This window comes from Paenarthrobacter sp. A20 (genome assembly GCF_024168825.1).
Taxonomy (GTDB): Bacteria; Actinomycetota; Actinomycetes; order Actinomycetales; family Micrococcaceae; genus Arthrobacter.
This window is the reverse complement of sequence record NZ_JALJWH010000001.1, coordinates 2,375,035-2,401,807: the sequence shown is the minus strand read 5'-3', so window position 1 is coordinate 2,401,807 and position 26,773 is coordinate 2,375,035. Positions and strand designations below refer to the sequence as shown.

The 26,773-nt window shown below is 63.2% G+C and carries 26 protein-coding genes; 5 read left to right on the top strand and 21 right to left on the bottom strand.

Annotated features, from left to right (window positions below; translation table 11 throughout):
* Window positions 1–23: 23 nt before the first annotated feature.
* The 20 genes from J3D46_RS11355 to J3D46_RS11260 all read right to left on the bottom strand — a co-directional run bounded on the left by J3D46_RS11355 (window position 24) and on the right by J3D46_RS11260 (window position 20,739).
* On the bottom strand, window positions 24–1,415 hold the full coding sequence (locus J3D46_RS11355) for a S8 family serine peptidase (RefSeq protein ID WP_253467209.1): 1,392 nt from the start codon (window positions 1,413–1,415) through the stop codon (window positions 24–26).
* Complete coding sequence (locus J3D46_RS11350; protein WP_231342444.1) at window positions 1,412–2,368, bottom strand: Ppx/GppA phosphatase family protein; 957 nt, start codon at window positions 2,366–2,368, stop codon at window positions 1,412–1,414. Before J3D46_RS11350 ends, J3D46_RS11355 begins: the two co-directional genes overlap by 4 nt.
* A complete protein-coding gene (locus J3D46_RS11345; RefSeq protein WP_253467207.1) occupies window positions 2,365–3,048 on the bottom strand; it encodes a DUF501 domain-containing protein in 684 nt (227 codons plus the stop codon). Before J3D46_RS11345 ends, J3D46_RS11350 begins: the two co-directional genes overlap by 4 nt.
* A gap of 68 nt (window positions 3,049–3,116) precedes the next feature.
* Window positions 3,117–3,869, bottom strand: coding sequence for a septum formation initiator family protein (locus tag J3D46_RS11340; RefSeq protein ID WP_253467204.1), 753 nt, complete (start codon window positions 3,867–3,869; stop codon window positions 3,117–3,119).
* Window positions 3,870–4,001: 132 nt separating this feature from the next.
* Window positions 4,002–5,282 carry a phosphopyruvate hydratase gene (eno, locus tag J3D46_RS11335; protein ID WP_231342452.1) on the bottom strand — a complete coding sequence of 427 codons (1,281 nt, stop codon included), beginning with the start codon at window positions 5,280–5,282 and terminating at the stop codon, window positions 4,002–4,004.
* Between the two features lie 116 nt (window positions 5,283–5,398).
* Window positions 5,399–6,007: a MazG nucleotide pyrophosphohydrolase domain-containing protein gene (locus tag J3D46_RS11330; RefSeq protein WP_253469205.1), complete on the bottom strand. Its 609-nt coding sequence runs from the start codon at window positions 6,005–6,007 to the stop codon at window positions 5,399–5,401.
* A gap of 121 nt (window positions 6,008–6,128) precedes the next feature.
* The gene (locus J3D46_RS11325) at window positions 6,129–7,271 is read right to left on the bottom strand and encodes an adenosine deaminase (RefSeq protein ID WP_253467202.1); all 1,143 of its coding nucleotides are present in this window, start codon (window positions 7,269–7,271) and stop codon (window positions 6,129–6,131) included.
* Between the two features lie 28 nt (window positions 7,272–7,299).
* Window positions 7,300–8,037 (bottom strand): DedA family protein, encoded by a 738-nt coding sequence (locus J3D46_RS11320; protein ID WP_256492282.1) that lies wholly within the window; start codon window positions 8,035–8,037, stop codon window positions 7,300–7,302.
* Between the two features lie 192 nt (window positions 8,038–8,229).
* Window positions 8,230–8,880, bottom strand: coding sequence for a DedA family protein (locus J3D46_RS11315; RefSeq protein WP_231342457.1), 651 nt, complete (start codon window positions 8,878–8,880; stop codon window positions 8,230–8,232).
* An 88-nt stretch (window positions 8,881–8,968) separates the two neighbouring features.
* Window positions 8,969–10,279 carry a thymidine phosphorylase gene (locus tag J3D46_RS11310; protein WP_253467196.1) on the bottom strand — a complete coding sequence of 437 codons (1,311 nt, stop codon included), beginning with the start codon at window positions 10,277–10,279 and terminating at the stop codon, window positions 8,969–8,971.
* Window positions 10,276–10,680: a cytidine deaminase gene (locus J3D46_RS11305; protein ID WP_231342465.1), complete on the bottom strand. Its 405-nt coding sequence runs from the start codon at window positions 10,678–10,680 to the stop codon at window positions 10,276–10,278. The genes J3D46_RS11310 and J3D46_RS11305 overlap by 4 nt, the downstream gene beginning before the upstream one ends.
* 2 nt (window positions 10,681–10,682) lie before the next feature.
* Window positions 10,683–11,972 carry an ABC transporter permease gene (locus J3D46_RS11300; RefSeq protein ID WP_231342468.1) on the bottom strand — a complete coding sequence of 430 codons (1,290 nt, stop codon included), beginning with the start codon at window positions 11,970–11,972 and terminating at the stop codon, window positions 10,683–10,685.
* On the bottom strand, window positions 11,969–13,324 hold the full coding sequence (locus tag J3D46_RS11295; protein ID WP_253467193.1) for an ABC transporter permease: 1,356 nt from the start codon (window positions 13,322–13,324) through the stop codon (window positions 11,969–11,971). The genes J3D46_RS11300 and J3D46_RS11295 overlap by 4 nt, the downstream gene beginning before the upstream one ends.
* Window positions 13,317–14,834: an ABC transporter ATP-binding protein gene (locus J3D46_RS11290; protein WP_253467190.1), complete on the bottom strand. Its 1,518-nt coding sequence runs from the start codon at window positions 14,832–14,834 to the stop codon at window positions 13,317–13,319. Before J3D46_RS11290 ends, J3D46_RS11295 begins: the two co-directional genes overlap by 8 nt.
* Before the next feature lie 127 nt (window positions 14,835–14,961).
* Window positions 14,962–16,200: a BMP family protein gene (locus J3D46_RS11285; protein ID WP_253467187.1), complete on the bottom strand. Its 1,239-nt coding sequence runs from the start codon at window positions 16,198–16,200 to the stop codon at window positions 14,962–14,964.
* Between the two features lie 113 nt (window positions 16,201–16,313).
* Window positions 16,314–17,327: an NADP-dependent oxidoreductase gene (locus J3D46_RS11280; RefSeq protein WP_253467184.1), complete on the bottom strand. Its 1,014-nt coding sequence runs from the start codon at window positions 17,325–17,327 to the stop codon at window positions 16,314–16,316.
* Window positions 17,324–17,755, bottom strand: a complete 432-nt coding sequence (locus J3D46_RS11275; protein ID WP_231343323.1) for an organic hydroperoxide resistance protein — start codon at window positions 17,753–17,755, stop codon at window positions 17,324–17,326. The genes J3D46_RS11280 and J3D46_RS11275 overlap by 4 nt, the downstream gene beginning before the upstream one ends.
* A gap of 53 nt (window positions 17,756–17,808) precedes the next feature.
* On the bottom strand, window positions 17,809–18,243 hold the full coding sequence (locus tag J3D46_RS11270; RefSeq protein ID WP_253467181.1) for a MarR family winged helix-turn-helix transcriptional regulator: 435 nt from the start codon (window positions 18,241–18,243) through the stop codon (window positions 17,809–17,811).
* Between the two features lie 81 nt (window positions 18,244–18,324).
* Entirely contained in the window at window positions 18,325–19,530 is a 1,206-nt protein-coding gene (locus J3D46_RS11265) for an amidohydrolase (protein ID WP_231343326.1), read from the bottom strand.
* A 111-nt stretch (window positions 19,531–19,641) separates the two neighbouring features.
* Window positions 19,642–20,739: a sugar phosphate nucleotidyltransferase gene (locus tag J3D46_RS11260; protein ID WP_256492275.1), complete on the bottom strand. Its 1,098-nt coding sequence runs from the start codon at window positions 20,737–20,739 to the stop codon at window positions 19,642–19,644.
* Between the two features lie 289 nt (window positions 20,740–21,028).
* On the opposite strand from J3D46_RS11260, the gene sdhC reads away from it, so the two are divergent.
* From sdhC to J3D46_RS11235, 5 genes are all read left to right on the top strand, one after another.
* Window positions 21,029–21,409 carry a succinate dehydrogenase, cytochrome b556 subunit gene (gene sdhC, locus J3D46_RS11255; RefSeq protein ID WP_089594138.1) on the top strand — a complete coding sequence of 127 codons (381 nt, stop codon included), beginning with the start codon at window positions 21,029–21,031 and terminating at the stop codon, window positions 21,407–21,409.
* A gap of 3 nt (window positions 21,410–21,412) precedes the next feature.
* Window positions 21,413–21,874, top strand: a complete 462-nt coding sequence (locus tag J3D46_RS11250; protein WP_017197835.1) for a succinate dehydrogenase hydrophobic membrane anchor subunit — start codon at window positions 21,413–21,415, stop codon at window positions 21,872–21,874.
* 100 nt (window positions 21,875–21,974) lie between these two features.
* A complete protein-coding gene (gene sdhA / locus J3D46_RS11245) occupies window positions 21,975–23,774 on the top strand; it encodes a succinate dehydrogenase flavoprotein subunit (RefSeq protein ID WP_231343328.1) in 1,800 nt (599 codons plus the stop codon).
* Window positions 23,774–24,556: a succinate dehydrogenase iron-sulfur subunit gene (locus tag J3D46_RS11240; RefSeq protein ID WP_253467178.1), complete on the top strand. Its 783-nt coding sequence runs from the start codon at window positions 23,774–23,776 to the stop codon at window positions 24,554–24,556. The genes sdhA and J3D46_RS11240 overlap by 1 nt, the downstream gene beginning before the upstream one ends.
* A gap of 115 nt (window positions 24,557–24,671) precedes the next feature.
* Window positions 24,672–25,448: an alpha/beta fold hydrolase gene (locus J3D46_RS11235; protein ID WP_253467175.1), complete on the top strand. Its 777-nt coding sequence runs from the start codon at window positions 24,672–24,674 to the stop codon at window positions 25,446–25,448.
* Window positions 25,449–25,451: 3 nt separating this feature from the next.
* On the opposite strand, the gene J3D46_RS11230 is transcribed toward J3D46_RS11235, so the two are convergent.
* Window positions 25,452–26,753 (bottom strand): ABC transporter substrate-binding protein, encoded by a 1,302-nt coding sequence (locus J3D46_RS11230; RefSeq protein ID WP_231343453.1) that lies wholly within the window; start codon window positions 26,751–26,753, stop codon window positions 25,452–25,454.
* Window positions 26,754–26,773: the final 20 nt, after the last annotated feature.

Here is a 26,773-nt window from a genome sequence, read left to right as displayed (position 1 = left end):
TACTTTGTGAAAATCTTCACTAACTACTTCCTGGCGGGCGGATCCACCTTCAAAAGAGCACCCGTTTCGGCTTCTTCGGGAACAGCCGGAGGGTTCCTGGAGACCTTGCGCAGTTGGATCGCAGCACCCGTCACGAGGGCAATGAACAGCGCTCCAAAGCCAAGCACGACGGCGGCAGGGAGGGCGTCATCGACGGTCGCCGGCGTCTTCGCAGCGGGAACGGTCGGGTCGGCCAGCGTGGGCGCTGCGCTGGTGGGGCTCGCGACCGGCGCCTGCGATGGCGTGCTGAAGTCGCCCCGGCGGTGGACACGGATCCAGTCGGCGATGGAACCAAGGGGGTTGCTGCTGGCCGTCGGTACCTCACTCTTCAACGCTGCCTCGGCATTCAGGATGCCGTAGCCGTACAGCGGATCCTTGCCCGGAACTCCCGCATCCTTTGCGGTGGTGACAATCCTGTTGATGACCTGGGTGGCGCTCATCTCCGGCCACTTGGACCGGATGAGGGCAGCAACACCGGAAACGATGGGGGCCGCGCCGGAGGTGCCTGCCCATTCGGCGTACCCACCTCCAGGAATGCCGCCCACCAGGTTCTCGGCCGGTGCCGCCACGCCAATGCTGATGCCCTGCGACGAGGAATCCACGCTGGCGCGCCCCTCGCCGTCGAGCCCGGCGACCGTCAGGACACCGGGAATGGTCGCCGGGGCCCCGACCTGCACGTTACCGCCCACGCGGTTGCCCGCCGCAGCAACGATCACCACATCCTTCTGCTCGGCGTAGAGGAATGCCGCGTCCCAGCTCTGCGGCCAGTCCGGCGAGGTACTGCCGAGCGAGATGTTGATGACCTTGGCGCCGTTGTCCACTGCCCATCGCACAGCATCCGGAATCTGTTCCTGATCTGTTTTGCCACCGGGATTGGGTGACCCGAGCCAGGTTGAAACTGCAAGGATTTCAGCTTCAGGCGCGACGCCGGTGATCCCGTCCGGTCCCCCGGCAGGCGGGACAGTCGGTGGTCCGGGCGGACTCGCCGAAGCACTCGGTGACGGCGATGCCGTGGGGGTCGTATGACCGCGCCCGGCGAGCATCGTGGCAACCAGGGTCCCATGCTCGGTCTTGGCGCCGATGCTCTTCTGCCCGTTGGGTGCCCCGGCTCCCGAGACATCGGTTCCGCCGACCACCACGCCTTTGAGGTCCGGGTGGTTCCCGTCAATGCCGCTATCGATGATGGCAACCTTGACTCCCGCGCCCTTGGAAACCTGCCAGGCGTTGGTAACACCGGATTCCTTAAGCCAGAACTCTTTGTCCCGCCACGCGTCAGCGGTAGCGGCAGGAGCGGTCAACAATGCACCCGCCAGCGCCCCGCCTGCCAGTGCTGTGGCAAGGGCAGCGGAGACGGTGCGGCGAAAACGCAACGTCATTCGGCGTCCCGGATGCTCAGTGCGATGCCGTCCAGGATGTCGTGCTCACTGGAGACGGCAGTAGTGATCCTGCCGTCGCTGACGCTGGCCAAGCGGTCCAGGATCCGGCGCCACACCAAGGCGCCCGCGCCAATGACGTCCACGCGGCCGGGATGCATGTAGGGAAGCCTGGCGCGCTCCTCCCGCGTCATTTCCAGCAGGTTGGTGCAGGCATCACTGATGGTCTCAAGATCCAGTGACGCACCATGGATCCGGTCCGGCTGGTATTCGCTCAAGCCGAGCGCGTGCGCCGTAATCGTAGTGATGGAACCGGCCACGCCCACCACAGCTGTGGCGCGGTCAAGCGGCACCGCCTGCGCGGCAAGGTCCAATGCGGCATCGACGTCGGCCTCGGCTGCGGCGATTTGCGCTTGCGTGGGCGGATCGCTGCGAAGGTGACGTTCAGTAAGCCTCACACAGCCGATATCCACCGAGCGGGCCGCGATCACGCCGTCGGCGTCGCCCAGGACGAACTCGGTGCTGCCACCGCCGAGGTCCACCACGAGGATGGGGTCCTGTCCCGTCGCCGGCAGGACGCTGCTGGCACCGGCAAATGACAGCGCGGCTTCTTCTTCACCGGAAATCACCTCCGGTTCCACACCCAGGAGGTCCCGGATGCCGTCCACGAAGACCTGGCGGTTGCGGGCGTCACGGGTGGCTGACGTCGCGGCGAAACGGACCCGCCCGGCGCCGTGCACCTTGATGAGTTCGGCGTAGTCACGTGTTGCAGCGAACGTACGTTCCAGGGCTTCGGGGGCAAGTTCGCCCGTGGCATCAACGCCCTGGCCCAGGCGAACCACCCGCATTTCACGGACGACGTCAGCCAAGGGGCCCGATGCCCGGCCGGCCGAAGCATCGGCGATGAGGAGGCGGATCGAGTTGGTTCCGCAGTCGATCGCTGCCACGCGGCTCATGCAGTGCCTTTCTGGTGGCCTGACATGTCCGTCTTCGATTTCCGCACCGGCGCAGGGCGTCCAACGATGTCCGGCAATCCCTGCGGGCCGTGCCGGCTCAGGTCGCGCGAAGGAGCCTCTCCCGCTGTGTCCCAGGCGCCGTCGCAGTAGCAGCGGTCCTTGGTCCACCATTCGGTGATGGACTCCAGGGCCTCGTCCCCCAACGGGTTGACGCCCGGCCCTGCGGCCAACGAGTGGCCAACCAGGACATGCAGGCACTTCACGCGGGTGGGCATGCCACCGGCGGAGATGCCGTCAATTTCGGGCACCGCACCGGTCCCGGAGCGGTCGGCGATGTCGTTCCGGGCCTGAAGATAGGCCTCGTGGGCGCTTTGGTAGGTGCCCGCCAACTCTTGGTCAGCGGCCAGCCGGTCATTCATCTCGTTCATCAAGCCGCCCGCTTCCAGCCGCGACACCGCGGAGGTGATGACCGGGTGGGTCAGGTAGAACGTGGTGGGGAACGGTGTTCCGTTGCTGAGCCGTGGCGCAGTGGCCGCCACCAGCGGATTGCCGCAGACGCACCGTGCAGGGATCTCAACGACATCCCGGACCGGCCGGCCGAGCTGGCGGCTGAGGACCTCAAGATCGTGTGCTGATGGCTGGCGGGATTCCTGCGGCATGGCTGCCGTGTTCTCTTCCACTTGCGCTGCCAACCTTCCTGCCCTTGTTGCCGTGTCCATTGCGGACACGACGGCGGCGGGCACCGCTTCTAGTCAGTTGCCGATCGTCTGATTGACTCCCAGAGGGCATCGACCCAGGGCAGATTCTCCGGGTTGGCAGACGATCCGGAGCCGGTGCGGCCACCCGGCGTGCCGGCGGCTTCTTCTCCCCCAAACACCCAGTATCCCGTTTCACCCGGCATAACCATGTTAATGCGGTCGCGGGCCTGTTGTTTCACGTAGTTGGGGTCCTGCCACCGGGAAAGCTGTTTGTTCAGCTCGGTTTGCTCTGCTTTCCGGTCGGCAATCTCGGCCTCCAGCGCCGAAATTTCGGCGCGCTTCTCCAGGAAAATCTTGACCGTGGGGGCAAGCATGATGGTGATGGCTATCATCACGACCGCCAGCGCCAGCATCCTGCCGGAAAACGCCTTGGCTGGTACGGGATCGACGTCGCGATCGTCCTTGGCCGCGGGCTTCGGTTTGCTGGAGGCCTTGTCATTGGTCTTTGGGGTGGCCTTGGAGGTGGCCTTTCCAGCAGTGGACGCCGAGGGCTTCCTGCCCGTCGGAATCTTGCTGCCACCTGCCGGCGTCGACGGTTTTGGCGTGGATCGCGTGCCGCCGAACTCGGCTTTGATGACATCGCCGCCATCGGAACCAGACTCGGTCGAACCTGTGCCGGCCGCACTCTTGGCTGCAGTCCGCGGACCAGCGCCGGCGGTCCGCGTTTCGCTGGATGGGCGGCCTGTACCGGAAGGGCCGCCAAGGGCGTCGGCCCTGGGTACCTTTGGACGACGGGTGGCCATGACACTCCTGTAATGCCCGGTGCTTGCCTGGCGGGTTGCTGCGCTTGCTGTTGCTGACCTGGCCCGCGTTAAACAGAACCGGTGGCCATGGTCATTCCACCATAGCCACCGGTTACGTGTTTTCGCTGAAGGCTAGCCCTTGAAACGCGGGAACGCGCTGCGGCCGGCGTAGCGTGCGGCGTCGTCGAGTTCTTCTTCGATGCGCAGCAGCTGGTTGTACTTTGCGACGCGCTCGGAGCGGGCCGGGGCACCGGTCTTGATCTGGCCCGCGTTGGTGGCAACGGCGATGTCAGCAATGGTGGTGTCCTCGGTTTCGCCGGAGCGGTGCGAGGTGATGGTGGTGTAGCCGGAACGCTGGGCCAGGGAAACGGCGTCGAGCGTCTCGGTCAGGGAACCGATCTGGTTGACCTTGACCAGCAGGGAGTTTGCCGTGGCAGCGTCGATGCCCTGCTGCAGGCGGACCGGGTTGGTGACGAAGAGATCATCGCCCACCAGCTGGACCTTGTCACCGATGGTGTCGGTGAGGGTCTTCCAGCCTTCCCAGTCGTTCTCGTCCAGCGGGTCTTCAATGGAAACCAGCGGGTAGTCGGCAACGAGCTCAGCGTAGTAGGCGCTCATCTCGGTGGCGGAAAGTGCCTTGCCTTCGAACTGGTAGGCGCCGTCCTTGTAGAACTCGGACGATGCAACGTCCAGTGCCAGGGCGATGTCAGTACCCGGGGTGTAGCCGGCGTTCTTGATGGCTTCCTGGATCAGGTCCAGTGCAGCGCGGTTGGACGGGAGGTTGGGGGCAAAGCCACCCTCGTCGCCGAGGCCGGTGGAGAGGCCCTTTTCCTGGAGGACGGCCTTGAGGTTGTGGTAGACCTCAACGCCCCAGCGCAGGCCCTCGGAGAAGGTCTCGGCACCGATCGGGGCGATCATGAATTCCTGGATGTCCACATCGGAGTCGGCGTGCGAGCCGCCGTTGAGGATGTTCATCAGCGGAACGGGCAGGACGTGCGCGTTCGGGCCGCCCAGGTACTTGTACAGCGGCAGGTCAGCCGAAGCTGCGGCAGCGTTGGCAACGGCCAGGGAGACGCCGAGGATGGCGTTGGCGCCGAGCTTGCCCTTGTTGGGCGTGCCGTCGAGGTCAATCATGGCCTGGTCGATGCTGCGCTGGTCAGTGGCGTCGAAACCAATCAGGGCCGGGGAGATCTCGTCGATGACGGCGTCAACAGCCTTCTGGACACCCTTGCCGAGGTAACGGCCCTTGTCGCCGTCGCGAAGCTCAACGGCCTCGTGCTCGCCGGTGGAGGCACCGGAGGGAACTGCTGCACGGCCGATCTGGCCGTCGGAGAGCAGGACCTCAACTTCTACGGTCGGGTTTCCGCGGGAATCAAGGATCTCGCGTGCGTGGATGGCATCGATAAGCGCCATGGATGTGCTCCTTATGGGCAAATTACAGGAATGAGGAGGGAAATTCTCAACGTCCTCGTCGCTACTAGCGTAGTCGAGAGTGGCTTAGGTTACGGCACGGATTCCAACGGCTCACGTCATGAAGGCTGTGCTTGGCTGTTCTGAAACGATCGAACTGCGGAACGGAGGGCCCGTTCGGCGTCGAATCCTTGTTCCCGGGCACCGGCAACGATGGCGAGCAGCAGCTCCCCGAGCGCCTCTTCCGAGGCAGGAATGACAGGAACTACGACGGCGGACATCGCGCCTTGTGCGTCGACGTCCAAGCCTGCGCGTACCGCACGATCCAAGGACTTCTGAGCCGCTGCCAACGCCGGAAGGTGCGGCGGAATGCCCTCAAAGGGATCTTTCCGCTCCGGCTTCTCCGCACGTTTAGCGGCGTCCCACGTGACGATGATTTCCTCGACACTGGCCGGGAAACTCTCCTGCAGGGAACCGTCCGCCTTGAAGACGTGCCCGTTCCGGCGGACCATCTTGGCGTTGATTCCGCGCGCCACGGCGTCAAAGTCGAAGCTGCCGCGCTCCTCGGCGAGCCGGGCATGAAGCACTACCTGTAGCAGCACATCGCCCAGCTCGCCGCGGAGCTCGCTGTCCCTCGCCGGGGAGTCACCGGCTTCTATCGAATCCACCACTTCGTAGGCTTCCTCGATCAGGTACTCCACCAGCGACTCGTGCGTCAGCGCACCCATCCAGGGGCAATGCTCACGCAGCGCGGCAACTGTCCCCAGCAGCTCCCCGACCCCGCAAGCCCGGCCGGGGACCCCCGCTGCCGTGGGCCCACCCATCAGGTCCGCGGGTCCGTCGGCGTTGTTAGCCGAGGTTGGCGTAGGCATCGTTGATGTACTCAACCAAGGCTTCACGCTCGTCCAGCGGCAGGAAGGCTGCTTCGGCAGCGTTGAGCGTCAGCTCGAGCAGGTCATCGAGGTCGTAGTCGAAGGTCTCCACGAGCAGTTCGAATTCGTCCGTCAGGGTGACGCCACTCATCAGGCGGTTATCCGTGTTGATGGTGACGTTGAAGCCCAACTGGAAGAGCATGTCCACCGGGTGGCTTTCGATGCCGTCGCCAAAACCGGAAATGGCACCGGTCTGGAGGTTGGACGACGGGCAGATTTCCAGGGCGATTCCGCGGTCGCGGACCCAAGCCGCAATGCTGCCGATGGTCACCATGCCGATGGTGTCTTCGCCGTCGTCGTCGGAGTTGTCCTCAAACTCCACGCTGATGTCCTCGGCAATCCGTACGCCGTGGCCCAGGCGGAGGGCGCGGCCATCAACCAAGGCGGACTGGATGCTCTCCAAGCCCGCGGCTTCACCGGCGTGGACCGTGGCGGGGAAGTTGTTTTCAGCGAGGTAGGTGAAGGCTTCCTTGAAACGGGACGGCAGGAAGCCATCTTCGGCGCCCGCGATGTCAAAGCCGACCGCGCCGTTGGCGCGGTGGCGGACTGCGAGTTCGGCAATCTCCTGGCCACGGTCGGCGTGGCGCATGGCGGTGATGAGCTGGCCCACCTGGATCTGCTGGCCGCGCTCCTCGGCAGCGTCCACTCCGGCTTCGAGGCCGGTCTGAACGGCTTCTACAACGTCATCGAGGGTGAGGCCCTTCTGCAGGTGCTGCTCCGGCGCCCAGCGGACTTCGCCGTAAACCACGCCGTCCTCGGCGAGGTCTTCCACGAATTCCTTGGCGACCCTGAACAGGCCTTCCTTGGTCTGCATGACGGCAATGGTGTGGTCGAATGTCTCGAGGTAGCGCACCAGCGAGCCGGAGTCGGCGGACTCGCGGAACCATTCGCCCAGCGCCACGGGATCGGTGGACGGCAGCGCGTGGCCGACCTCCTCAGCAAGCTCGATGATGGTGGCGGGGCGTAGGCCTCCATCGAGGTGGTCGTGCAGGGAAACCTTGGGGAGGCTCTTCAAATCGAAGTCGAGGGCAGGGGCGGCGTCAAGTATGGGCTCAGTCACGTACTAACTGTAGGGGGACGGCAGGAGCTTAGCCAGCAGGCTTGGAGGCGTCGACGCCTGCAACGGCCTTCCGGACCGCATCCGACGCGTCTGATACGGGAGCATCCTCGCGGGGCACGTTTTCGCTGAGGACATTTTCGCGGGGCACATCTTCGCGGGGGGCGGCGCCTCGGGCGATATCCTTCTTTTCCAGGTACTTGTGCCACCAACGCAGGGCATGATCCACCACAATGCCCAGGACCACAGCGAAGGCAACCGCAATTCCTACGCCGAGGAGCGGGTTGTGGTGCACCCACTGACCCGCCAGCAGGCCAATGCCAATGGAGTAGGCCACCCAGGTAATGCAGGCGAACGCGTCCAGCCAGAAGAAGGTGCGGTGGCGAAAACCTGTTTGTCCGGCAACGTAGTTCACAGCCACGCGGCCCCACGGAATGTAGCGGGCCGTGAAAATCAACACTGCCCCGCGCTTGTCCAGCTCGTACTGCGCCCAGGCAAACATTTTCTGGACCTTGGGCCGGCGCATCCACTTCCAGCGGGTGAGGCCGATCTTCCGGCCGAGCATGTACGCCATATTGTCGCCCGCCATCGCGCCGACCAGCGCGGTGGCGCCCAGGATCCACAGGTTCGGTTCTCCGCTGTGAAGGGACAGCGCCGAGAGACCCACGATGGCTGTTTCGCTGGGAAGGATGGTGGCAAATCCGTCAATGAAGAAGAAGACCAGGAGGACCGGGTATATCCAGGGCTGCCCGGCTGCATGCTCGAGCATTTGGTTCAAAAACTCCACGCGGCGGTAGCTCCTCGGCGAATATGACTTGACAGTGTGACGGAAGTCGCTCTTAGTGTCCCATGGCCGGGACGTCGTTCGCTACGCCCCAGCCGAGGGATCACGCGTTTAACGCTATAGGTGACGGGCCGTTTATTCGTCCACCGCCGGGCTGATCTTCCGGAGCCTTGCCTGTCATACCGTGGGTGGAGGCGGGGCCTCTTCCTCAGGGATGTTCTTCCCGTCCAGAGGCACGGATCCGCGGACTTTACTGATGATGCGATCGATGATGACCCCCAGGATCACGGCAACCACGATGGCTATGACGGCACCCAGGAGATGGTTGTCCTCGAACCAGACTCCGAAGAAGTAGCCGAGAATCACCGAATACGTGGCCCACAGGATGGCCGACAGGGCAGTGAGGGCAACGAAGCGGCGATGGTGGAAATGAGTGGCGCCCGCCGTCAGGTTGACCGCCACCCTCCCGATGGGGATGAACCGGGCCACCATGATCAGCGAGGCCGAACGCCGTCGGAGTTCCTTGCCTGCCCAACGGAAGGCGCCCTGCATCCGCTGGGTGCGCATCCAACGCCACCGCGCGATACCGATCCGACGGCCAATAATGTAGGCGATGTTATCCCCGGAGAAGGCCCCGATGGCTGCCATCAGGCCGAGCAGCCATACGTTGGGCGAGCCGCTGCTTCCGGACACTGCGCTCAGGCCCACCACCACGGATTCGCTGGGGATGGGCGGAAAGAATCCATCAATCACGCAGCAGGCCAGCACCAGGAACAACACCCACGGCTGCTCGGCCGCGGCGAGGATGAAATCGTTGATGCCCTGCACGGTTTCCTTACGGTAGCCGGCTCCCCCACAGGCGCCGGATGACTGGTGTTCCGGGCCCTCCTTGGCGAACAGCCCGGAACACTTAAGCCTAGGCGATGCGATCGATGATGAGCTGGTGCGCCGGGCGTGATCCTTCGGGCGCAATCACTACAGCATCCTGGAGTGCCTCCTTGGCCCGTTCAAACTTCTCCGGAGTATCCGTCAGGAGTGTCATCAACGGTTCACCGGCACGGACCAGCGCACCGGGCTTGGCATGCATCCTCACACCGGCGCCGGCTTGGACCTGGTCTTCCTTGCGGGCACGGCCGGCGCCGAGGCGCCAAGCGGCCACACCCACGGAGAGCGCATCCAGTTCCACCAGGACACCGTCCGCGGGAGCATACACAACCTCGGATTCCCTGGCCACCGGCAAGGCAGCACGCGGGTCCCCGCCCTGCGCCTCGATCATCCGGTTCCAGACATCCATGGCACGCCCGTCCTTGAGCGCCGCAGCGGGATCGGCGTCGTGGATGCCGGCGCCTGCCAGCATCTCCTCGGCCAGGCGGACGGTCAGCTCGACGACGTCTTCCGGACCGCCGCCGGCAAGGACCTCCACTGATTCCTCAACTTCAATCGCGTTTCCAGCGGTCAAGCCGAGCGGCGTGGACATATCCGTGATCAGGGCGACGGTGTGCACGCCGGCGTCCTTGCCCAGGGCCACCATGGTCTCGGCAAGCTCGCGGGCCCGCGCCTCGTCCTTCATGAAGGCGCCGGAACCAACTTTGACGTCCAGCACCAATGAACCCGTGCCTTCCGCGATCTTCTTGCTCATGATCGAGGACGCAATCAGCGGGATGGCTTCCACCGTCCCCGTGACGTCGCGCAGCGCGTACAGCTTCTTATCCGCAGGAGCCAGCCCGGAGCCTGCGGCGCAGATGACTGCACCTACGTCCTGGAGTTGGGCCATGATCTCGTCGTTGCTCAAGTTGGCGCGCCAGCCGGGGATGGCTTCCAACTTGTCCAACGTTCCGCCGGTGTGGCCCAGGCCGCGGCCTGACAGTTGCGGAACCGCGACGCCGAAGACGGCAACCAAAGGAGCCAACGGCAGCGTGATCTTGTCCCCGACCCCACCGGTGGAGTGTTTATCGCTGGTAGCCTTCATGCCGCCGTCGGGCCTTGTCAGGGACGAAAAGTCCATCCGCTCGCCCGAGGCGATCATGGCGGCAGTCCACCGCGAAATCTCGGCGCGGTCCATGCCGTTGAGCAGGATGGCCATGTTCAGTGCGGCCATCTGCTCCTCGGCAATGACCCCACGGGTGTAGGCGTCGATGGTCCAGTCGATCTGCTCGGGCGAGAGAGTGCCCTTGTCACGCTTGATGGAAATGATCTGGACGGCGTCGAACGCTTCAGTGCTGGTCACGTGGTTTCCTCCAGGTTTTCGGGACCAAAGGCGTCAGGCAGGACCTGGTCCATGGTTTTGATGCCCTGCGTGGTCATGAGCTGCATGCCTGGCGCCCTGAATTCGTAGAGCAGCTGGCGGCAACGCCCACACGGCATGAGGATGTTGCCACCGCCGTCCACGCAATAGAAGGCGGCCAGCCTGCCACCGCCGGTCATGTGGAGCTCCCCCACCAAGGCACATTCGGCGCAAAGCGTCAGGCCGTAGCTGGCATTCTCCACGTTGCAGCCGCTGACAATCCGGCCGTCCTCGGTGAGGGCCGCGGCCCCCACCGGGAACTTGGAGTACGGCGCATAGGCACGCGCCATGGCCTGCTTTGCCGCATCTTCCAGAGCGGGCCAGTCGATGTCATTCGCCGGCATCGTCAACCCTTCACGTACGGTATGCCGCTTGCGGCCGGTGGCCGCGACTTACCCACCAAACCGGCGACGGCGAAGATGGTCACCAGGTATGGCAGCATGGCCATGAACTGGCTGGGCACCGGGGTACCGATGATGCCCAGGATCGACTGCAGGTTGTAGGCGAAGCCGAACAGCAGGGACGCGAGGAAGGCACCGATCGGGTTCCATCGTCCGAAGATCAGGGCAGCCAGTGCGATGAAGCCGCGGCCACCGGAGATGTCCTTCGTGAAGGAGTCGATGGTCACCAGCGTGAACACTGCTCCACCGATGCCCGCGATGGCGCCACCCAGGGTGACGTTCCAGAAGCGGGTGGCGTTGACGTTGATACCGAGAGTGTCAGCAGCCTGCGGGTGCTCACCGACTGCGCGGACACGCAGGCCCCAGCGGGTCTTGAAGAGGCCGAACCACACCACGGCAACGGCTATGTACATGAGGTAACCGGCGATGGACTGCTCAAACAGGATGGGTCCGATGATGGGGATATCCGAAAGCAGCGGGATCGGCAGGATGTCCAGGCGACCCGGGGTGTTGAACTGCTCCTTGTTGGGAACCATGAGGGTGCCGTACAGGAAGCCGGTGAGGCCCGAGACCAGCACGTTCAGGACAACGCCCACAATGATCTGGTTGACCAAATACTTGATGCTGAACACGGCGAGGACCATGGACACCGCGGCACCAGCGGCAGCGGCTGCAATCAGGCCGATGTAGGGGCTGCCCGTCATGGTGGCTACCAAGGCAGCAGTGAAGGCACCGCCCAGCAGCTGGCCTTCAATGGCAATGTTGACCACGCCCACGCGCTCACACAGCACGCCTGACAACGAACCGAAGACGAGCGGCACCGCCAGTGTCACCGAACCCGCGACCAAGCCTGCCAGCGAAATGGACGGCTGCCGCGCACCCGCCACAATCCACACGAGCAAGGCGAAGACGAAGACGACGGCGAAGGCGATCGGCAGCCACTTGGGCGAACGCTCCCCCTGTGTCCAGAGGTAAATCGAATAGGCGGCCATGGCAAGGAGCAGAATGCCGAAGACAACGCCGCCCACCTGCCCGGGAATCATAAGAGCGGGGACGGCAACGGCGTCGCCGGCGTCGCTGATCTTCATCTCGGCCGTCTGGTCCGGGCCCAGGAAGCCGAAGAAGACCAGGGCAATGAGTGCAAGGATGCCCAGCGACAACGGGACCTTCATGGACGGCCGGAACGCCGGAAGGGCTGTTGAACCCGGCTTTGGAGCTGTAGTCGTCGCGCTCATTTGGCACCTCCGGAGGCGTTGACGAGGGCAGCCTTGGGAGCCGCTTTCGGTGTCTTGTTCTTCTTCTTGGGCTCAAGCCGGAAGATCGACCTGATGAGCGGCGGTGCTGCGATGAACAGGACGATGAGGGACTGCACCACCAGCACGATGTCGATGGGGGTTCCCGTCTGGATCTGCATCTGCACTGCCCCTGCGCGGAAAGCTCCGAACAACAGGCCGGCAAAAAACGTACCCCACGGGGTACTACGGCCCAGCAGGGCAACGGTGATGGCATCAAAGCCGATCTGGGCTGCGACGCCGCCGGTGAGCACCTTTTCGGTACCGGCAACCTGAGCAATACCACCGAAGGCCGCGAGGGCACCAGCCATTGCCATCACCAGGATGGTGGCACGGGATACCTTGACCCCGGCAGTCCGTGCTGCGATGGGGTTGGCACCAACGGCGCGGAACTCGAAGCCGATGGTGGACCGGTTCAGCAGCCACCACACGCCATAGGTCAGCGCTATTGCTACGAGGAAGCCCACGTGGAGCCTGGATCCCGGGATCAGGACCGGGTAGGTTGCTGATTCGTCGAGGCGGGGCGAGATAGGGCTGTTATCCCCCGGACGCCGGAACGCAGCGGTGTTCAGCAGGAAGTCCAGCAGGAACAACGCCACATAGTTCAGCATGATGGTGACGATGACCTCATGCGCACCGGTCCGTGCTTTGAGGATGCCAACAATCGCGCCCCAAAAAGCACCGCCCAGGACACCCATGATGATGACCACCAGCAAGTGCAGGCCGAACGGCAGGTGCCAGGCGAACCCGACATAGGCTGCGAGGGTCGCACTGATAATGATCTGGCCCTGCGCACCAATGTTGAACAGGCCCGCCCGGAAGGCCAATGCAACGCCAAGGCCGGCGCAGATGAGCGGGGTTGCCACGGTCATGGTTTCCAGAAGTGGCTGGAGGCCTTGCCGCGGGTTAAAGATTGAACCCTGGAACAGGGCAACGTAGCTCTCTGTCATGGCAGACCACAAGGCGCTCAGGAAGTCCGTGGGCCGCGCGAACAGGTAGGCTGCGGTTTTGGCAACCTGCGCGTCCGTGCTGGCGATCAACAGGCCGCCCAGGAACAGCGCCACGATGACGGCGAGCACGGACACAAAGCCGTTGCCCATCACGATCCGGCGCATGAGGCTGCCCTGCTGCGACCCGGTGTCGCCGCTCTGGGAAGACACCGGCACGATGGAGGGCTCCAGCATGCCGCCTGCAGTATCGAGTGAGACATCAGCCGCGCGGAGGTCCGCTGTGGACTGATCCTCTGCGGGCAGGGCGGGTGTTGGTTCGCTCTTGGACTGATCGTTCTCAGACATCGGAGCCTCCTTCCGGGCCGACGCCGGCCATCATCAAGCCGAGGGTGTCGCGGGGCGTTCCAGCAGGGACGATGCCCACGAGCTTGCCCTTGTACAGCACGGCAATCCGGTCTGCGAGTTCAATGACCTCATCAAGTTCGGTGGACACGATCATGACCGGCGTTCCGACGTCCCGCTCGGCAACGATGCGCTTATGCAGGAACTCGATGGAGCCAACATCCACGCCACGGGTTGGCTGGCTGGCGATGAACAAGCGCAACGGCCTGGACAACTCGCGGGCCATGACCACTTTTTGTTGATTGCCACCAGACAGTGTTCCGGCGGCCGACCCTGCGGAAGGGGTACGGATATCGAATTCGTCGATCTTGGCTTTGGCATGCTCGGCAACCTTGGCCGGCTTCATGCTGATGCCATTGGCGAACGGCGCCTGGTCATACAGGTCCAGTACCAGATTCTCTGCCACGGAGAACGGCCCAACCAGTCCATCGACGGTACGGTCCTCCGGGACGAAACCGACGCCCGAACGCAATACGTCCTTGACCGGAAGGCCCAGCAGTTGCTTGCCGTCCAGGGTCACCGAACCTGTGACGTGCTCCTGCACGCCCAGGATGGCTTCGGTCAGTTCGGTTTGGCCGTTTCCCTGGACACCCGCGACGGCGAGGATCTCGCCTTGGGCGATAGTGAAGCTGATCCCATCCACCACGTTGGTGCCATTGGCCGCGCGAACAGTCAGGTTCTCCACGACAAACGTGGTTTCCTTCGGCTGTGCGGGAGCCTTGTTCAAGCTCAGGCTGACCGGGCGGCCCACCATCATGGAGGCCAGTTCGGTGGCCGAGGCAGACGGAGGAGCGTCGCCCACCACTTTTCCGCGGCGGATGACGGTGATCACGTCCGAGACAGCCTTCACTTCACGCAGCTTGTGCGAAATGAAGACGATGGACGTGCCGCCGGCTTTGAGTTGGCGCATGATGTCCAGGAGTTCATCGGTTTCCTGAGGCGTCAGGACAGCCGTGGGTTCGTCAAGGATGAGGACTTTGGCTTCGCGCACCAGTGCCTTGATGATCTCCACGCGCTGTTGAACGCCCACGGGAAGATCCTCCACCAAGGCGTCGGGGTCCACGTCGAAGCCGTATTTATCGGAAATCTCCCGGATCTTCTTACGGGTTTCATCCATGCTGAGGATGCCGCCAAAAGCGGTCGGTTCCGCGCCGAGGGCCACGTTTTCCGCCACTGTGAAGACGGGGACCAGCATGAAGTGCTGGTGCACCATGCCGATACCTGCCGCCATTGCATCACCGGGGCCGCGGAAGTTGACGGGCTGGTCGTCCACCAGGATCTGGCCAGCCGTGGGCTCATAGAGCCCATACAGCACATTCATGAGGGTTGATTTGCCGGCACCATTTTCGCCGAGGAGGCAATGGATCTGGCCGGATTCGACCACGAGGTCGATGTCTTGGTTGGCGTAGAAGGTCCCGAAGGCTTTCGAGATCCCCTTCAATTCGAGTTTCACAACTCCCACCGTTCTGTGAGTCCAGGGACTTACTGCAGACAAGCCATTGGCTTGGCCTCAGCCTAGTCAGGGCAAAAACGCGCCGCCAGTACCGGGGCTCGGTACTGGCGGCGCGTCCAGGAATTGTTTACTTCTTGGGGCTCGCTGCCGATTCGACAACCAGCTTGCCGGAGACGATGTCGGCCTTCAGGGCATCGAGCTCCGACTTGGTTTCAGCAGTGACAGCGGAGTCAAGATCGTGGAACGGTGCGATGGCAACGCCATCGTTCTCCAACGTCCCGACATAGGCTGCGTTGTTGAACTTGCCTTCCGTGTCGTCCTTCACCACGGCTTCAACGGCTTCACCCATCTGCTTGACCACGGAGGTCAGCATGAGGTCCTTGTACTCGGGAGCGGTGAGGTAGCCATCGGAGTCAACCCAGATGAGCTTGACGTCCTTGCCGGCAGCCTTGGCTTCCTTCAGCGCAGCACCTGCACCCTTACCAACGGGGCCGGCTACAGGCATGATGATGTCTGCGCCCTGGTCCAGCAGGTTGATGGTGACCTGCTTGCCGGTGTCCTGCTTTTCGAAGTCACCCGTGAACGAACCGTCCTGGGTGGTCTTGTCCCAGCCGACAACCTGGACGGTCTTGTTCTTGGCTTTGTTGTAGGCCTGGACGCCGTCGTAGAAGCCGTCCATGAAGATGGTGACTGTGGGGATCTTGATGCCGCCGAAGGTGCCCACCTTGCCGGTCTTGGTGGTGGCCGCAGCCGCGTAACCGGCCAGGTAAGCCGCCTGTGCCGTGTCATACACGATCGGCTTGACGTTGGCGATCGGCGTCTCATACGTGTAGTCGACGATCGCGAAGTGCTTGTCCGTGTTCTTCTCGGCGGCGGCCTTGGTGGCATCGCCCAGGAGGAAGCCGACGGTAACCGTAAGGTTGCAGCCAGCGGAAATCATGCCGTTGAGGTTGGTTTCGAAGTCGCTGTTGGCCTTCGATTCGGCCGACTTCACCGTGATGCCTAGATCAGTCTCGGCCTTCTTGAGGCCTTCGAACGAGGACTGGTTGAAGGACTGGTCATCGAATCCGCCGGAGTCGGACACGATGCATCCAACAAAGTCGCTCTTGGTGGCAGCGCCGGATCCGGCGTCGGGGGCCTGTCCACAACCGGTCAGCAGGAGCGCTGCTGCGCCGACGGTGGCAACACCGGCCATTGAACCGCGCTTCAGGGTGGCACGCAGTGGTTTCTTCAATTTTCCTCCAGGAAGAAAGTGATTGGCGCTACGACGGATGGTCAATGAGTGTCCGTTTCCTATACCTGAGGCAGAAATTCTGTTTTCACTGATGCTCGCAGCTGCGCCTAAGCGCATTGATGTCACCAACACTAGTGGCCTGGAACACACCCAGCTACCACAAATGATCACTCCAGGTCAGATTGTTGACCTTTTGTTACCAAGCAGTAGCCGGGTGTGCAAGTCACACGCGCTTCACCTGTGGATTAGAGGCGGACGAGCATCTTTCCGGTGTTCGCGCCATCGAGCAGATCAATGAAGGCTTGCGGTGCATTCTCCAGTCCATCGACGATTGTCTCGTCGTAGCTGACGCTGCCGTCGGCCAGCCAACCGGCCATGTTCTGCGCGAACTCCGCGGCGTGCTGGCGTTGTCCGCCCACCAGGAATCCACGCATCGTCAGCTGCTTCCCGATGGCCACTGCCAGGTTCCGCGGCGCAACCGGGGGCTCGGTGGAGTTGTACTGTGCGATGGCGCCGCACATTGCTACCCGTCCACCAACGGTGAGGGTCGCCAAGGCCGCTTCGAGGTGCTCGCCGCCGACGTTGTCGAAGTACACGTCGATGCCGCGCTCCCCCGCCGCCTCACGGAGCTGCTCGAGCACCGGGGCGTCGTTGTAGTTGAACGCGGCGTCAAAGCCAAGCTCCAGCAGGCGGGCAACCTTCTCCGGCGATCCGGCGCTGCCGATGACCTTTGACGCGCCCATGGCCTTGGCAATCTGGCCTACCATCGAGCCGACGGCACCTGCCGCACCGGACACGAAGACAACCTCGCCCTCCTTGAACTCAGCCACCTTGAGCAGTCCGGCGTAGGCAGTCAGCCCTGTCATGCCCAGCGCGCCGAGGAACGCCGACGTTGGAGCGAGTCCGTTTGGGACCGGCGTCGTCGCGGCGGCGTCCACCACAGCGTGCTCGCGCCACCCCAGTTGATGCACGACGACGTCACCCACCTTGTGCGCATCCGAACGGGACGCGATCACCTCACCCACCGCACCGCCGTCGAGCGCTGCATCCAGGCGGAAGGGCGCAGAGTAGGACTTGACGTCGTTCATGCGGCCGCGCATATAGGGGTCCACGGACATGAACTGGTTCTTCACCAGGACCTGCCCCTCGGCGAGCTCGGGAACCTGGGCCACTGCAAACCGGAAGTTCTCCGGGACCGGCCTGCCGATCGGGCGCGAGGCGAGCTGGATTTCGCGGGTTTCCGTTGCGGGGGCGCTCATGCTGCGAACTCCACGAGCTTGAGGTCTACGGCCATGTTGCCGCGGGTCGCGTTGGAGTAAGGGCAGATCTGGTGCGCCTTGGCCATCAGCTCTTCAGCCGTGGTGCGGTCCAGCGCGGGCAGGGCGACCTCCAACTCCGCGGCCAGGCCGTAGCCTTCGCTGTCCGTCAGGGCGCCGAAGTGGATCTTGGCAGCGACGGCGGAATCGCTGAGGTCGGCGCGCTCCTTGCGGCCCACCAGGCGGAGTGCGGAGTGGAAGCAGGCAGCGTAGCCGGCTGCGAAAAGCTGTTCCGGGTTGGTGCCTTCACCGTTGCCACCGAGTTCCACGGGGCTGGCGAGTGCTACATCCAGTTTGCCGTCATTCGTGCGGGCGTTGCCGTCGCGGCCTTCGCCGGAGGCCAATGCCTCGGCAGTGTAGAGAGTCTTCATGGTGTTTCCGTTTCTCTTCGGGAATGGATGTCTCGGGATTTTCCGGGAGTCTGTCAGAGTGAGCTGTTCAGCGCTGCCGTGAGCTTGCCGAGGGTTGCGTGCAGTTGTTCAATCTCGTCGGCGGAGAGGCCTGCGGCGTCGGCGAGGCGCTGGGGCACGGCCTGGGCGCGGCCGCTCAAGGCGGTCCCGGCGTCGGTCAGGACGACGTCCACGCGGCGCTCGTCCTCCGCGGAGCGGCGGCGTTCCACCAGGCCCAAGGCTTCGAGCCGCTTGAGCAGGGGCGAGAGCGTTCCGGAATCGAGGCCCAATTCGGCACCGAGGTCGCGAACACTCCGCGGCTCCTGCTCCCACAGGACCAGCATCACCAGGTACTGCGGGTACGTCAGGCCGAGGTCCTCCAGCACGGGGCGGTAGACCGCCGTCGCAGCTTTGGAAGCCGAATACAGCGCAAAGCAAACCTGGTGGCGGAGGCGGGGTGCATCACTCATGGATAAAACGATAGCGCACAATTCAATTGCGCACAACTCATCTTCGCCTGATGCGACTCAGTGGGTTTACTGCTCGAGGGGTTATTGCTCCAGGTCGCGGATGGTACGGAGGGCAGCTGCGGTCAGGACGCGGATGGCGTAGCCGAGGGCGCGTTCGTCCACGATGAAGTCGCCGCGGTGAAGATCGTATTCTTCGCCGCCGGGCGTGTGCGTGCCGAGGCGCATCATGGCGCCGGGAAGGTCGGCCAGGAACCAGGCGAAGTCCTCCCCACCCATGGACTGCGGGGTCAGGACCACTGCGTTCTCACCCAACTCCGCGCGCGCGGAGGCTTCGATGAGGGCTGTCTCATGCTCGGAATTGACCACCGGGGGCACGCCGCGGGTGTGCTCCATGTGGACGTCCACGCCGTAAGGGGCAGCAACCTGCTTCACCACTTCGTCCAGCAACTCCCCCGCGCTGTGCCAGGCGTCGCGGTCAAGGCAGCGCATGGTTCCGGCCATGTAGCCGGAGCCGGGGATGGCGTTGGGCGCAGAGCCGGCGGAGATCTGGCCCCAGACAACGGACACGCCACTGCGGACATCCACGCGGCGGGAAAGAACAGCAGGGACGTTGATGGCGATCTGCGACAAAGCGAAGACGAGGTCCTCGGTCAAGTGCGGCCTGGACGTGTGGCCGCCCCTGCCGGAGAGTTCAATTTTGATGGTGTCCGACGCCGAGGTGATGGCCCCGATGCGGGTGCCGATCTGGCCCACGTTGATCCGGGGATCACAGTGCAGCGCCAGGATACGCGGCACACCTTCAAGCACTCCCTGCTCGATGCAGGACAACGCGCCACCGGGCATGGTTTCCTCGGCAGGCTGGAAGATGATCCGGACCGTGCCACCCAGCGGATTGTTCTTGTGCATCCGCTGCAGCGTCAAGGCAATGCCGAGCATGGCAGTGGTGTGGACGTCGTGCCCGCAAGCATGGGTAACGCCATGGTTCTTCGACGCGAACGGCAGTCCGGTTTCCTCAATGATCGGCAGGGCGTCGATGTCCCCGCGGAGGGCGGTGGCAATGGGGCCTTCGCCCACATCAACCGTCAGCCCGGTCTCTTCCAGCCGCCGCGGCTTCAGCCCGGCTGCTTCAAGCCGCTCCACGAGCTTGTCCGTGGTACGGAATTCCTTGAAGGACAGCTCCGGGTGCGCATGGAGGTCACGCCGGAATTCGATCAGTCCGGGAAGCAGTTCATCAACCCAAGGACTCACCACGGGAGCGGGCTCGGTTTCAGTCGTGTAATTGCGCACGTCACAACTCTAGCCATGCGTGGCCCTCGAAGAACGAAAGCCACCTCTTGGTTACGCTGCGTTCAGCGGCAGGACAACCAAAGAGGTGGCTCACGGTATAAGCGGGTTGCTTTACAGCACGTCCGTATCGCCGCTGGCTTTGAGGGCGTCAACCGTACCTTTGACCAGTTGGGCATGTTCCTTGGTGGTGACCAGGAGCGCGTCCGGGGTGTCCACGATGACTACGTCCTTGATGCCGATCAGGGCGATAACGCGCTTGGTATCGGAGACCACCACCCCGCTGGCATTTTCAGCAAAGACGCGCGCGCCCTCACCAAGCACTGTCACTTCGTCGACGTCGCCGGCGTTGTTGAGGCGGCCGATCGCGGCAAAGTCGCCAACGTCGTCCCAACGGAACGTGCCAGGCACGACGGCGACATCGCCGGCCGCCGCTGCGGGCTCGGCCACCGCGTAGTCAATGGCAATCTTGGGCAGGGTGGGCCAGACACGGGCGGTCACCTCGGCGCGCTGCGGCGTATCCCAGGCCTCGGCGATTTCCTGCAGGCCCGCGAAGAGCTCGGGCTGGTTGGCTTCCAAGTGCTTGAGCATGAGGGCCACAGGAGCGACGAACATGCCGGCGTTCCAGACATAGTCCCCTGCCTCGACGTACTTATTGGCAACTTCCTGGCTGGGCTTCTCCACGAACTCCGCAACTGCAAGCGCGTTGGGAGCGCCTTCGACATGGAGGGCTGCACCGGAACGGATGTAACCGAAACCAGTAGACGGGTGCGTTGGCTTGATGCCGATGGTGACGATCTTTCCCATGGCTGCGGTATAGATCGCTTCGCGCACGGTTTCCTGGAAGAGATTGTCCGGACTGATGACCTGGTCTGCGGCGAAGGAGCCCATGATGGTGTCCGGGTCCCGGCGATACAGGATGGCAGCGGCCAGTCCAATGGCGGCGCCGGAGTCCTTGGGCTCGCTTTCGAGCACCAGTTCGTCGTCCCCTACTTCGGGGAGCTGGCGGCACACTGCGGCGCGGTGTGCCTCGCCGGTTACTACGAGCACCCGCTCGCCGGCCAGCGGCTCAAGGCGGTCGTAGGTGGCCCTCAACAACGTGCTGCCGGAACCGGTCAGATCGTGGAGGAACTTGGGCGCGGCGGCACGCGAGAGCGGCCACAGCCTGGTGCCCACACCGCCCGCCGGAATGACCGCATGGAAGCGGTTCATGGGCGATTCCGGGTATTTCGCGTCTTCTGTACTCACCGCAACACTTTATCCGACGCAGCCGGGAAGCCCCGCAGAACGCCACGCATGTGGTGTTCGTCTCAAGCACTGGCCAAAATTGCCTGAATACGGGCAGGAAACATGGAATTAACAAGCAGAGAAGCCAGTCCTAAATTGAATATGCTGTTAGCGAAGCCTAGATTTAGGCGTGAGCTACGAGTGCTCTCGCAGCAGGCGTTCCCCCCGCATGGATCCCATGCCAGCGCCGCTGTGTTGCAGGAAGGTTTAATCAGTGCCGACAAAACCAGCTGGCACCTTGTACCGCGGCCGTGAAGGCATGTGGTCCTGGGTTGGACACCGTATTACCGGTGTAGTGATCTTTTTCTTCTTGTTGGTCCATGTGCTGGACACCTCATTGGTGCGCGTGTCCCCTGAGGCCTACACGGCCGTCATTGGTGCTTACAAGAACCCCCTCATGGCCCTGGGGGAAACGGGCCTGGTCGCTGCGATCATCTTCCACGCCTTCAACGGCCTGCGCGTGATCGCCATCGACTTCTGGAAGAAGGGCGCAAAGTACCAGCGCCAGATGCTGTGGATCGTGCTTGCGCTGTGGCTGGTCACGTTCGCCGGCTTCGCCATCCGCCACCTTTCCCTCGCGCTGGGAGGCCACTAAGCCATGACAACCATCGAATCCCCGCGTTCCGGGAAGATCGCCCCGAAGTACAACCGCACGGGCTCCAGCCGCGGCAACTTCGAGATGATCGCCTGGCTCTTCATGCGCCTCTCCGGCATCGTCCTGGTGGTGCTGATCTTCGGCCACCTCTTCGTGAACCTGTTGGTGGGCGAAGGCATCCACGCCATCGACTTCGGCTTCGTAGCCGGCAAGTGGGCAGATCCCTTCTGGCAGTTCTGGGACCTCGCCATGCTCTGGCTTGCCATGCTGCACGGCACCAACGGCGTCCGCACCATCATCAACGACTACGCCGAGAAGGACTCCACGCGCTTCTGGCTCAAGATGGTCCTTTACGCGGCCACCCTGGTCATCATCATCCTGGGCACCCTGGTGATCTTCACCTTCAACCCGTGCCCCGTGGTGGACGGCGTTCAGCTTCCCGGCGGATTCTGCCCGGCCCCGTAGAGGCCGTGCCACAGCGGCGCTGCCGGTTTGATACGGCACGCCTGACGTAGCGGAGCAGCCTCCGCCGACCATCTGATTTTTGAAAGAGAGAGCATCTGGTATGCAGGTCCATAAGTACGACGTCGTCATTGTCGGTGCAGGTGGCGCCGGCATGCGCGCCGCGATCGAGTCCGGTCAGCGCGCACGCACAGCGGTACTGACCAAGCTCTACCCCACCCGCTCGCACACCGGTGCAGCCCAGGGTGGAATGTGTGCAGCACTGGCCAACGTCGAAGAAGACAACTGGGAATGGCACACCTTTGACACCATCAAGGGTGGCGACTACCTGGTTGACCAGGACGCAGCCGAGGTCATGGCGAAGGAAGCCATCGACGCCGTGCTGGACCTGGAAAAGATGGGCCTGCCGTTCAACCGCACGCCCGAGGGCCGGATTGACCAGCGTCGCTTCGGTGGCCACACCCGCGACCACGGCAAGGCCCCCGTCCGCCGTGCTTGCTATGCGGCAGACCGTACCGGCCACATGATCCTGCAGACGCTGTACCAAAACTGCGTCAAGCACAACGTTGAGTTCTACAACGAGTACTACGTCCTGGACCTGCTGATCGTCGAAGAAGACGCAGTGCGCGAAGACGGTACTCCGTACAAGCAGAAGCGTGTAGCCGGCGTGGTCTCCTACGACCTCGCATCCGGTGAACTTCACGTCTTCCAGGCCAAGTCCGTAGTGTTCGCCTCCGGCGGCGCGGGCAAGGTCTTCAAGACCACCTCAAACGCACACACCCTCACGGGCGACGGCATGGGCATCGCGTTCCGCCGCGGCATCCCGCTGGAAGACATGGAGTTCTTCCAGTTCCACCCGACCGGCCTGGCCGGCCTTGGCATCCTCCTCACCGAGGGTGCACGTGGTGAAGGTGCCATCCTGCGTAACTCCGAGGGTGAGCGCTTCATGGAGCGCTACGCCCCCACCATCAAGGACCTTGCACCCCGTGACATCGTGGCCCGCGCCATGGCGAACGAAGTGCGTGAAGGCCGCGGCTGTGGCCCAAACAAGGACTACGTCCTCCTGGACCTGACCCACCTTGAGCCGGCGCATATCGAGGCCAAGCTTCCGGACATCACGGAGTTCGCCCGCACCTACCTGGGTGTGGAACCGTTCACCGATCCTGTTCCCGTTTTCCCGACGGCGCACTACGCCATGGGCGGCATCCCCACGAACATCACCACCGAGGTGCTGCAGGACAACGACACGATCGTGCCGGGCCTCTACGCAGCCGGTGAAGTTGCCTGTGTGTCCGTACATGGCTCCAACCGCCTCGGCACCAACTCGCTCCTGGACATCAACGTCTTCGGCAAGCGCGCCGGCATTGCCGCCGCTGAGTACTCCAAGACGGCCGACTACGTCGAGTTGCCCGAGGATCCCGAGGCAATGACCCGTGGCATCCTCAGCGGCCTGCTCAACGGCAATGGCACCGAGCGTGTTGCACAGATCCGCAAGGAACTGCAGGACACCATGGATGCCAACATGCAGGTGTTCCGTACCAAGGAATCGCTGGAGCAGGTCCTCAGCGACATCGAGTCCTTCGAAGAGCGCTACAAGAACGTCACTGTCCAGGACAAGGGCAAGCGCTTCAACCTGGACCTCCTGGAAGCGGTGGAACTGGGCTTCCTGCTGGACATGGCCAAGGTCATGACCGTCGGCGCCCTGCACCGTGAAGAGTCCCGCGGTGGCCACTACCGCGAGGACTTCCCGGACCGCAACGACGAAAAGTTCATGAAGCACTCCATGGCTTACCTGGACAATTCCGTCACCGTCGACTCCTCGGCGGAATCCGTCGCGGGCATCCGTCTTGAGACGAAGCCCGTCATCTTCACCCGTTACGAGCCGATGGAGCGTAAGTACTAATGACGACCGAAATGGCAGAGCCCGCTTCCAAGATCGAGCTCCCGGCAAGTGTTGCCGGCGACGGTGAAATTCCCACGTTCCACATCACGCTCCGCGTGCGCCGCTACGATCCGGAAATCTCGGACGAAGCCCGCTGGGACGACTACAAGCTGACGATGTACGGCACGGACCGCGTGTTGGATGCCCTGCACAAGGTCAAGTGGGAAATCGACGGCACCGTTTCCTTCCGTCGCTCCTGCGCCCACGGCGTATGTGGCTCCGATGCAATGCGCATCAACGGCCGCAACCGCCTCGCTTGCAAGACGCTGCTGAAGGACCTGGACACCACCAAGCCCATCACCGTCGAGCCGATCAAGGGCCTCCCCGTGGAGAAGGACCTGATCGTGGACATGGAACCCTTCTTCCAGTCCTTCCGCGAAGTCATGCCGTTCCTGATCAACAAGGGCCACGAGCCCACCAAGGAACGCCTGCAGTCCGTTGAGGACCGTGAGCGCTTTGACGACACCACCAAGTGCATCCTTTGCGCAGCCTGCACCTCGTCCTGCCCGGTCTTCTGGACCGACGGCCAGTACTTTGGTCCGGCAGCAATCGTCAACGCACACCGCTTCATCTTCGATTCCCGCGATGACGCCGGCGACATGCGCCTTGAGATCCTCAACGACAAAGAAGGCGTGTGGCGTTGCCGCACCACCTTCAACTGCTCGGAAGCATGCCCTCGTGGCATCCAGGTGACCCAGGTAATTGCCGAGGTCAAGCAGGCCATTCTGGCCCGCAAGATCTAGTTACCGTTCTTCAAAGAACAAACACGACGACGGCGCCACTCACCACTGATGGTGAGGGGCGCCGTCGTCGTTAATCACTGCCGTCAACCGGTCAATGCAACGCAAGGAGACCAACGTGTCACGCTCCGAAAAGATCAGCTTCACGGGAAGCACCGGCGATACGTTGGCGGGCATCGTGGACGTTCCTGAGGGCCCTGTCCGGGGCTGGGGCCTGTACTCCCATGGCCTGACGCTCGGCAAGGACAGCCCTGCCGCTTCCCGCATCTGCAAGGGGCTGGCTGAGCAGGGTATTGGAATGCTGCGTTTCGACAATTTGGGTCTTGGCGGCTCAGCAGGTGAATGGTCGGCGGGATCGTTTAGCGTGAAGGTGTCCGACACCATTCTGGCCGCGGAATTCATGCGGGAACAGCGCCGGGGAATCTCCCTGCTGGTGGGCCACTCGTTTGGGGGTGCGGCTGTGCTTGCCGCAGCCCGCGATGTCCCGGGGCTCAACGCCGTGGTGACTGTTGGCGCACCGTACGAGCCCAAGCACGTTGAGCACATGTTCGACACCGAAATTGAGGACATCCTCCGCGATGGCAGCGCTGTGGTGGACCTCGGTGGACGTCCCATGGAGGTCCGCCGCCACTTTGTGGAAGACGTGGAACGCGCCGATCTGCGCGACTGCATCCGCACCCTCCACAAGCCGCTGATGGTGATGCACTCCCCCACCGACAACACCGTGGGGATCGACAACGCCAGCGAGATCTTCCGTACCGCCCGGCACCCCCGGAGTTTTATCTCGCTGGAGGGCAGCGAGCATCTGCTGACCGGGAAGGGCCAGGCAGCACGGGTCGCCCGCATCATCAGCGCGTGGGCGGACCCCTACCTGGAGATCCGCGACGCCGCTTAGCTGCTACTTGCCGATGGCCGCTTTGCTTTCACTGAGCCACTGCTCGGCCGCCTTCTCCGGGGTCAGCCGCTTGAACAGGACCTCGGTGTTGATACGGGCCGTGATCTCTGAGACAGCCGTTGAACCGGTGGGACCGATGAACGTGGGGGCAAAGTCCATCTTGCCGATCTGGTCAATGTAGGCGGCCTCAACCTTGCCCTGGGGAGTCAATAGGTCCTGGATGGCCGTGCGCATGCCGGAGTTGCTGGGCACACCGCGATCGCTCTGGATGATCTTGGCCGCGGCCTCGTTGTTCACCAGGAAGTTCACCAGCTTGGCGGCGGCATCTGTGTGCTTGCTGCGTGCGGAGATGGTGTAGAACTGCGAGGACTGGAGCCAGATGCCGGGCGTAGGTGTCTCACCGGGCAGCTTCAGGAGCTTCAATTCGGCCCCTGAAGCCTTGCTGAGCGCAGAGAGCGAGTTACTCCACGTGAGCATCATGCCGGCCTGTCCCATGCCCATGAGTGTCTGCTCCGTGCTGACGTTGAGCTTCTCCACGGTCTCCGAAGCACTGGGCGCTGCGCCGGACTCGCTGAGCTTCAGCGAGAAGTCGAAGTAGTCCTGGACAGTTTCCTTGTCCAGTCCCAGCTGGCCGTCTTGTGTGTAGAGCGACTTGCCACGTTGGCGGGCGAAGGCATCCAGTGAGTCATGAGTGAGGACGGTCGCCGTGCCATAAGTGCCCTTGGGGCTCTTGGTGGTGATGTCTTCAGCGATCTTGGCGAACTCGTCCCAGGACCACTTGCTGTCATCCGGCAGCGCAACACCGGCGGCTTGGAAGACGGCAGGGTTCACTACGATAGCCAGGGCGTTGGCGCCTGTGGACACTCCGTACTGCTTGCCCTGGACCTGCCCGTTTTCCAGGGCTCCCTGGTCAATTTTGGAAAGGTCCAGGGAACCGCTCACTGTGGACAGATCCAGCAGGGCGCCGCGGTTGGCGTATTCGGCCGGGTAGGCGCCGCCCATCGTGATGACATCGGGGGCGTCGTTTGCTGCCACCTGGGTGGCCAGTTTGTCGAAGTATCCCGTGATGTCGCCGTACTCCGGCTTGACCTTGATGTTGGGGTTGGCTGCTTCGAACTCTTTAATGGCATTGTTGGTCAGCTCGGCACGGTTGGCGTTGCCCCACCACGAGAACCGGATTTCGACCGGCCCATCTTCAGGCTGGTTGGCGGAAGGGCTGGAACAGGCTGCAGTAAGCCCAAGCATGCTGACGGCGGCTACGAAAGCGATGGATTTGCGGAGATGTCGGAGGGGTTTACGCGTCATTGGGTAAGCTTCTTTCAGGC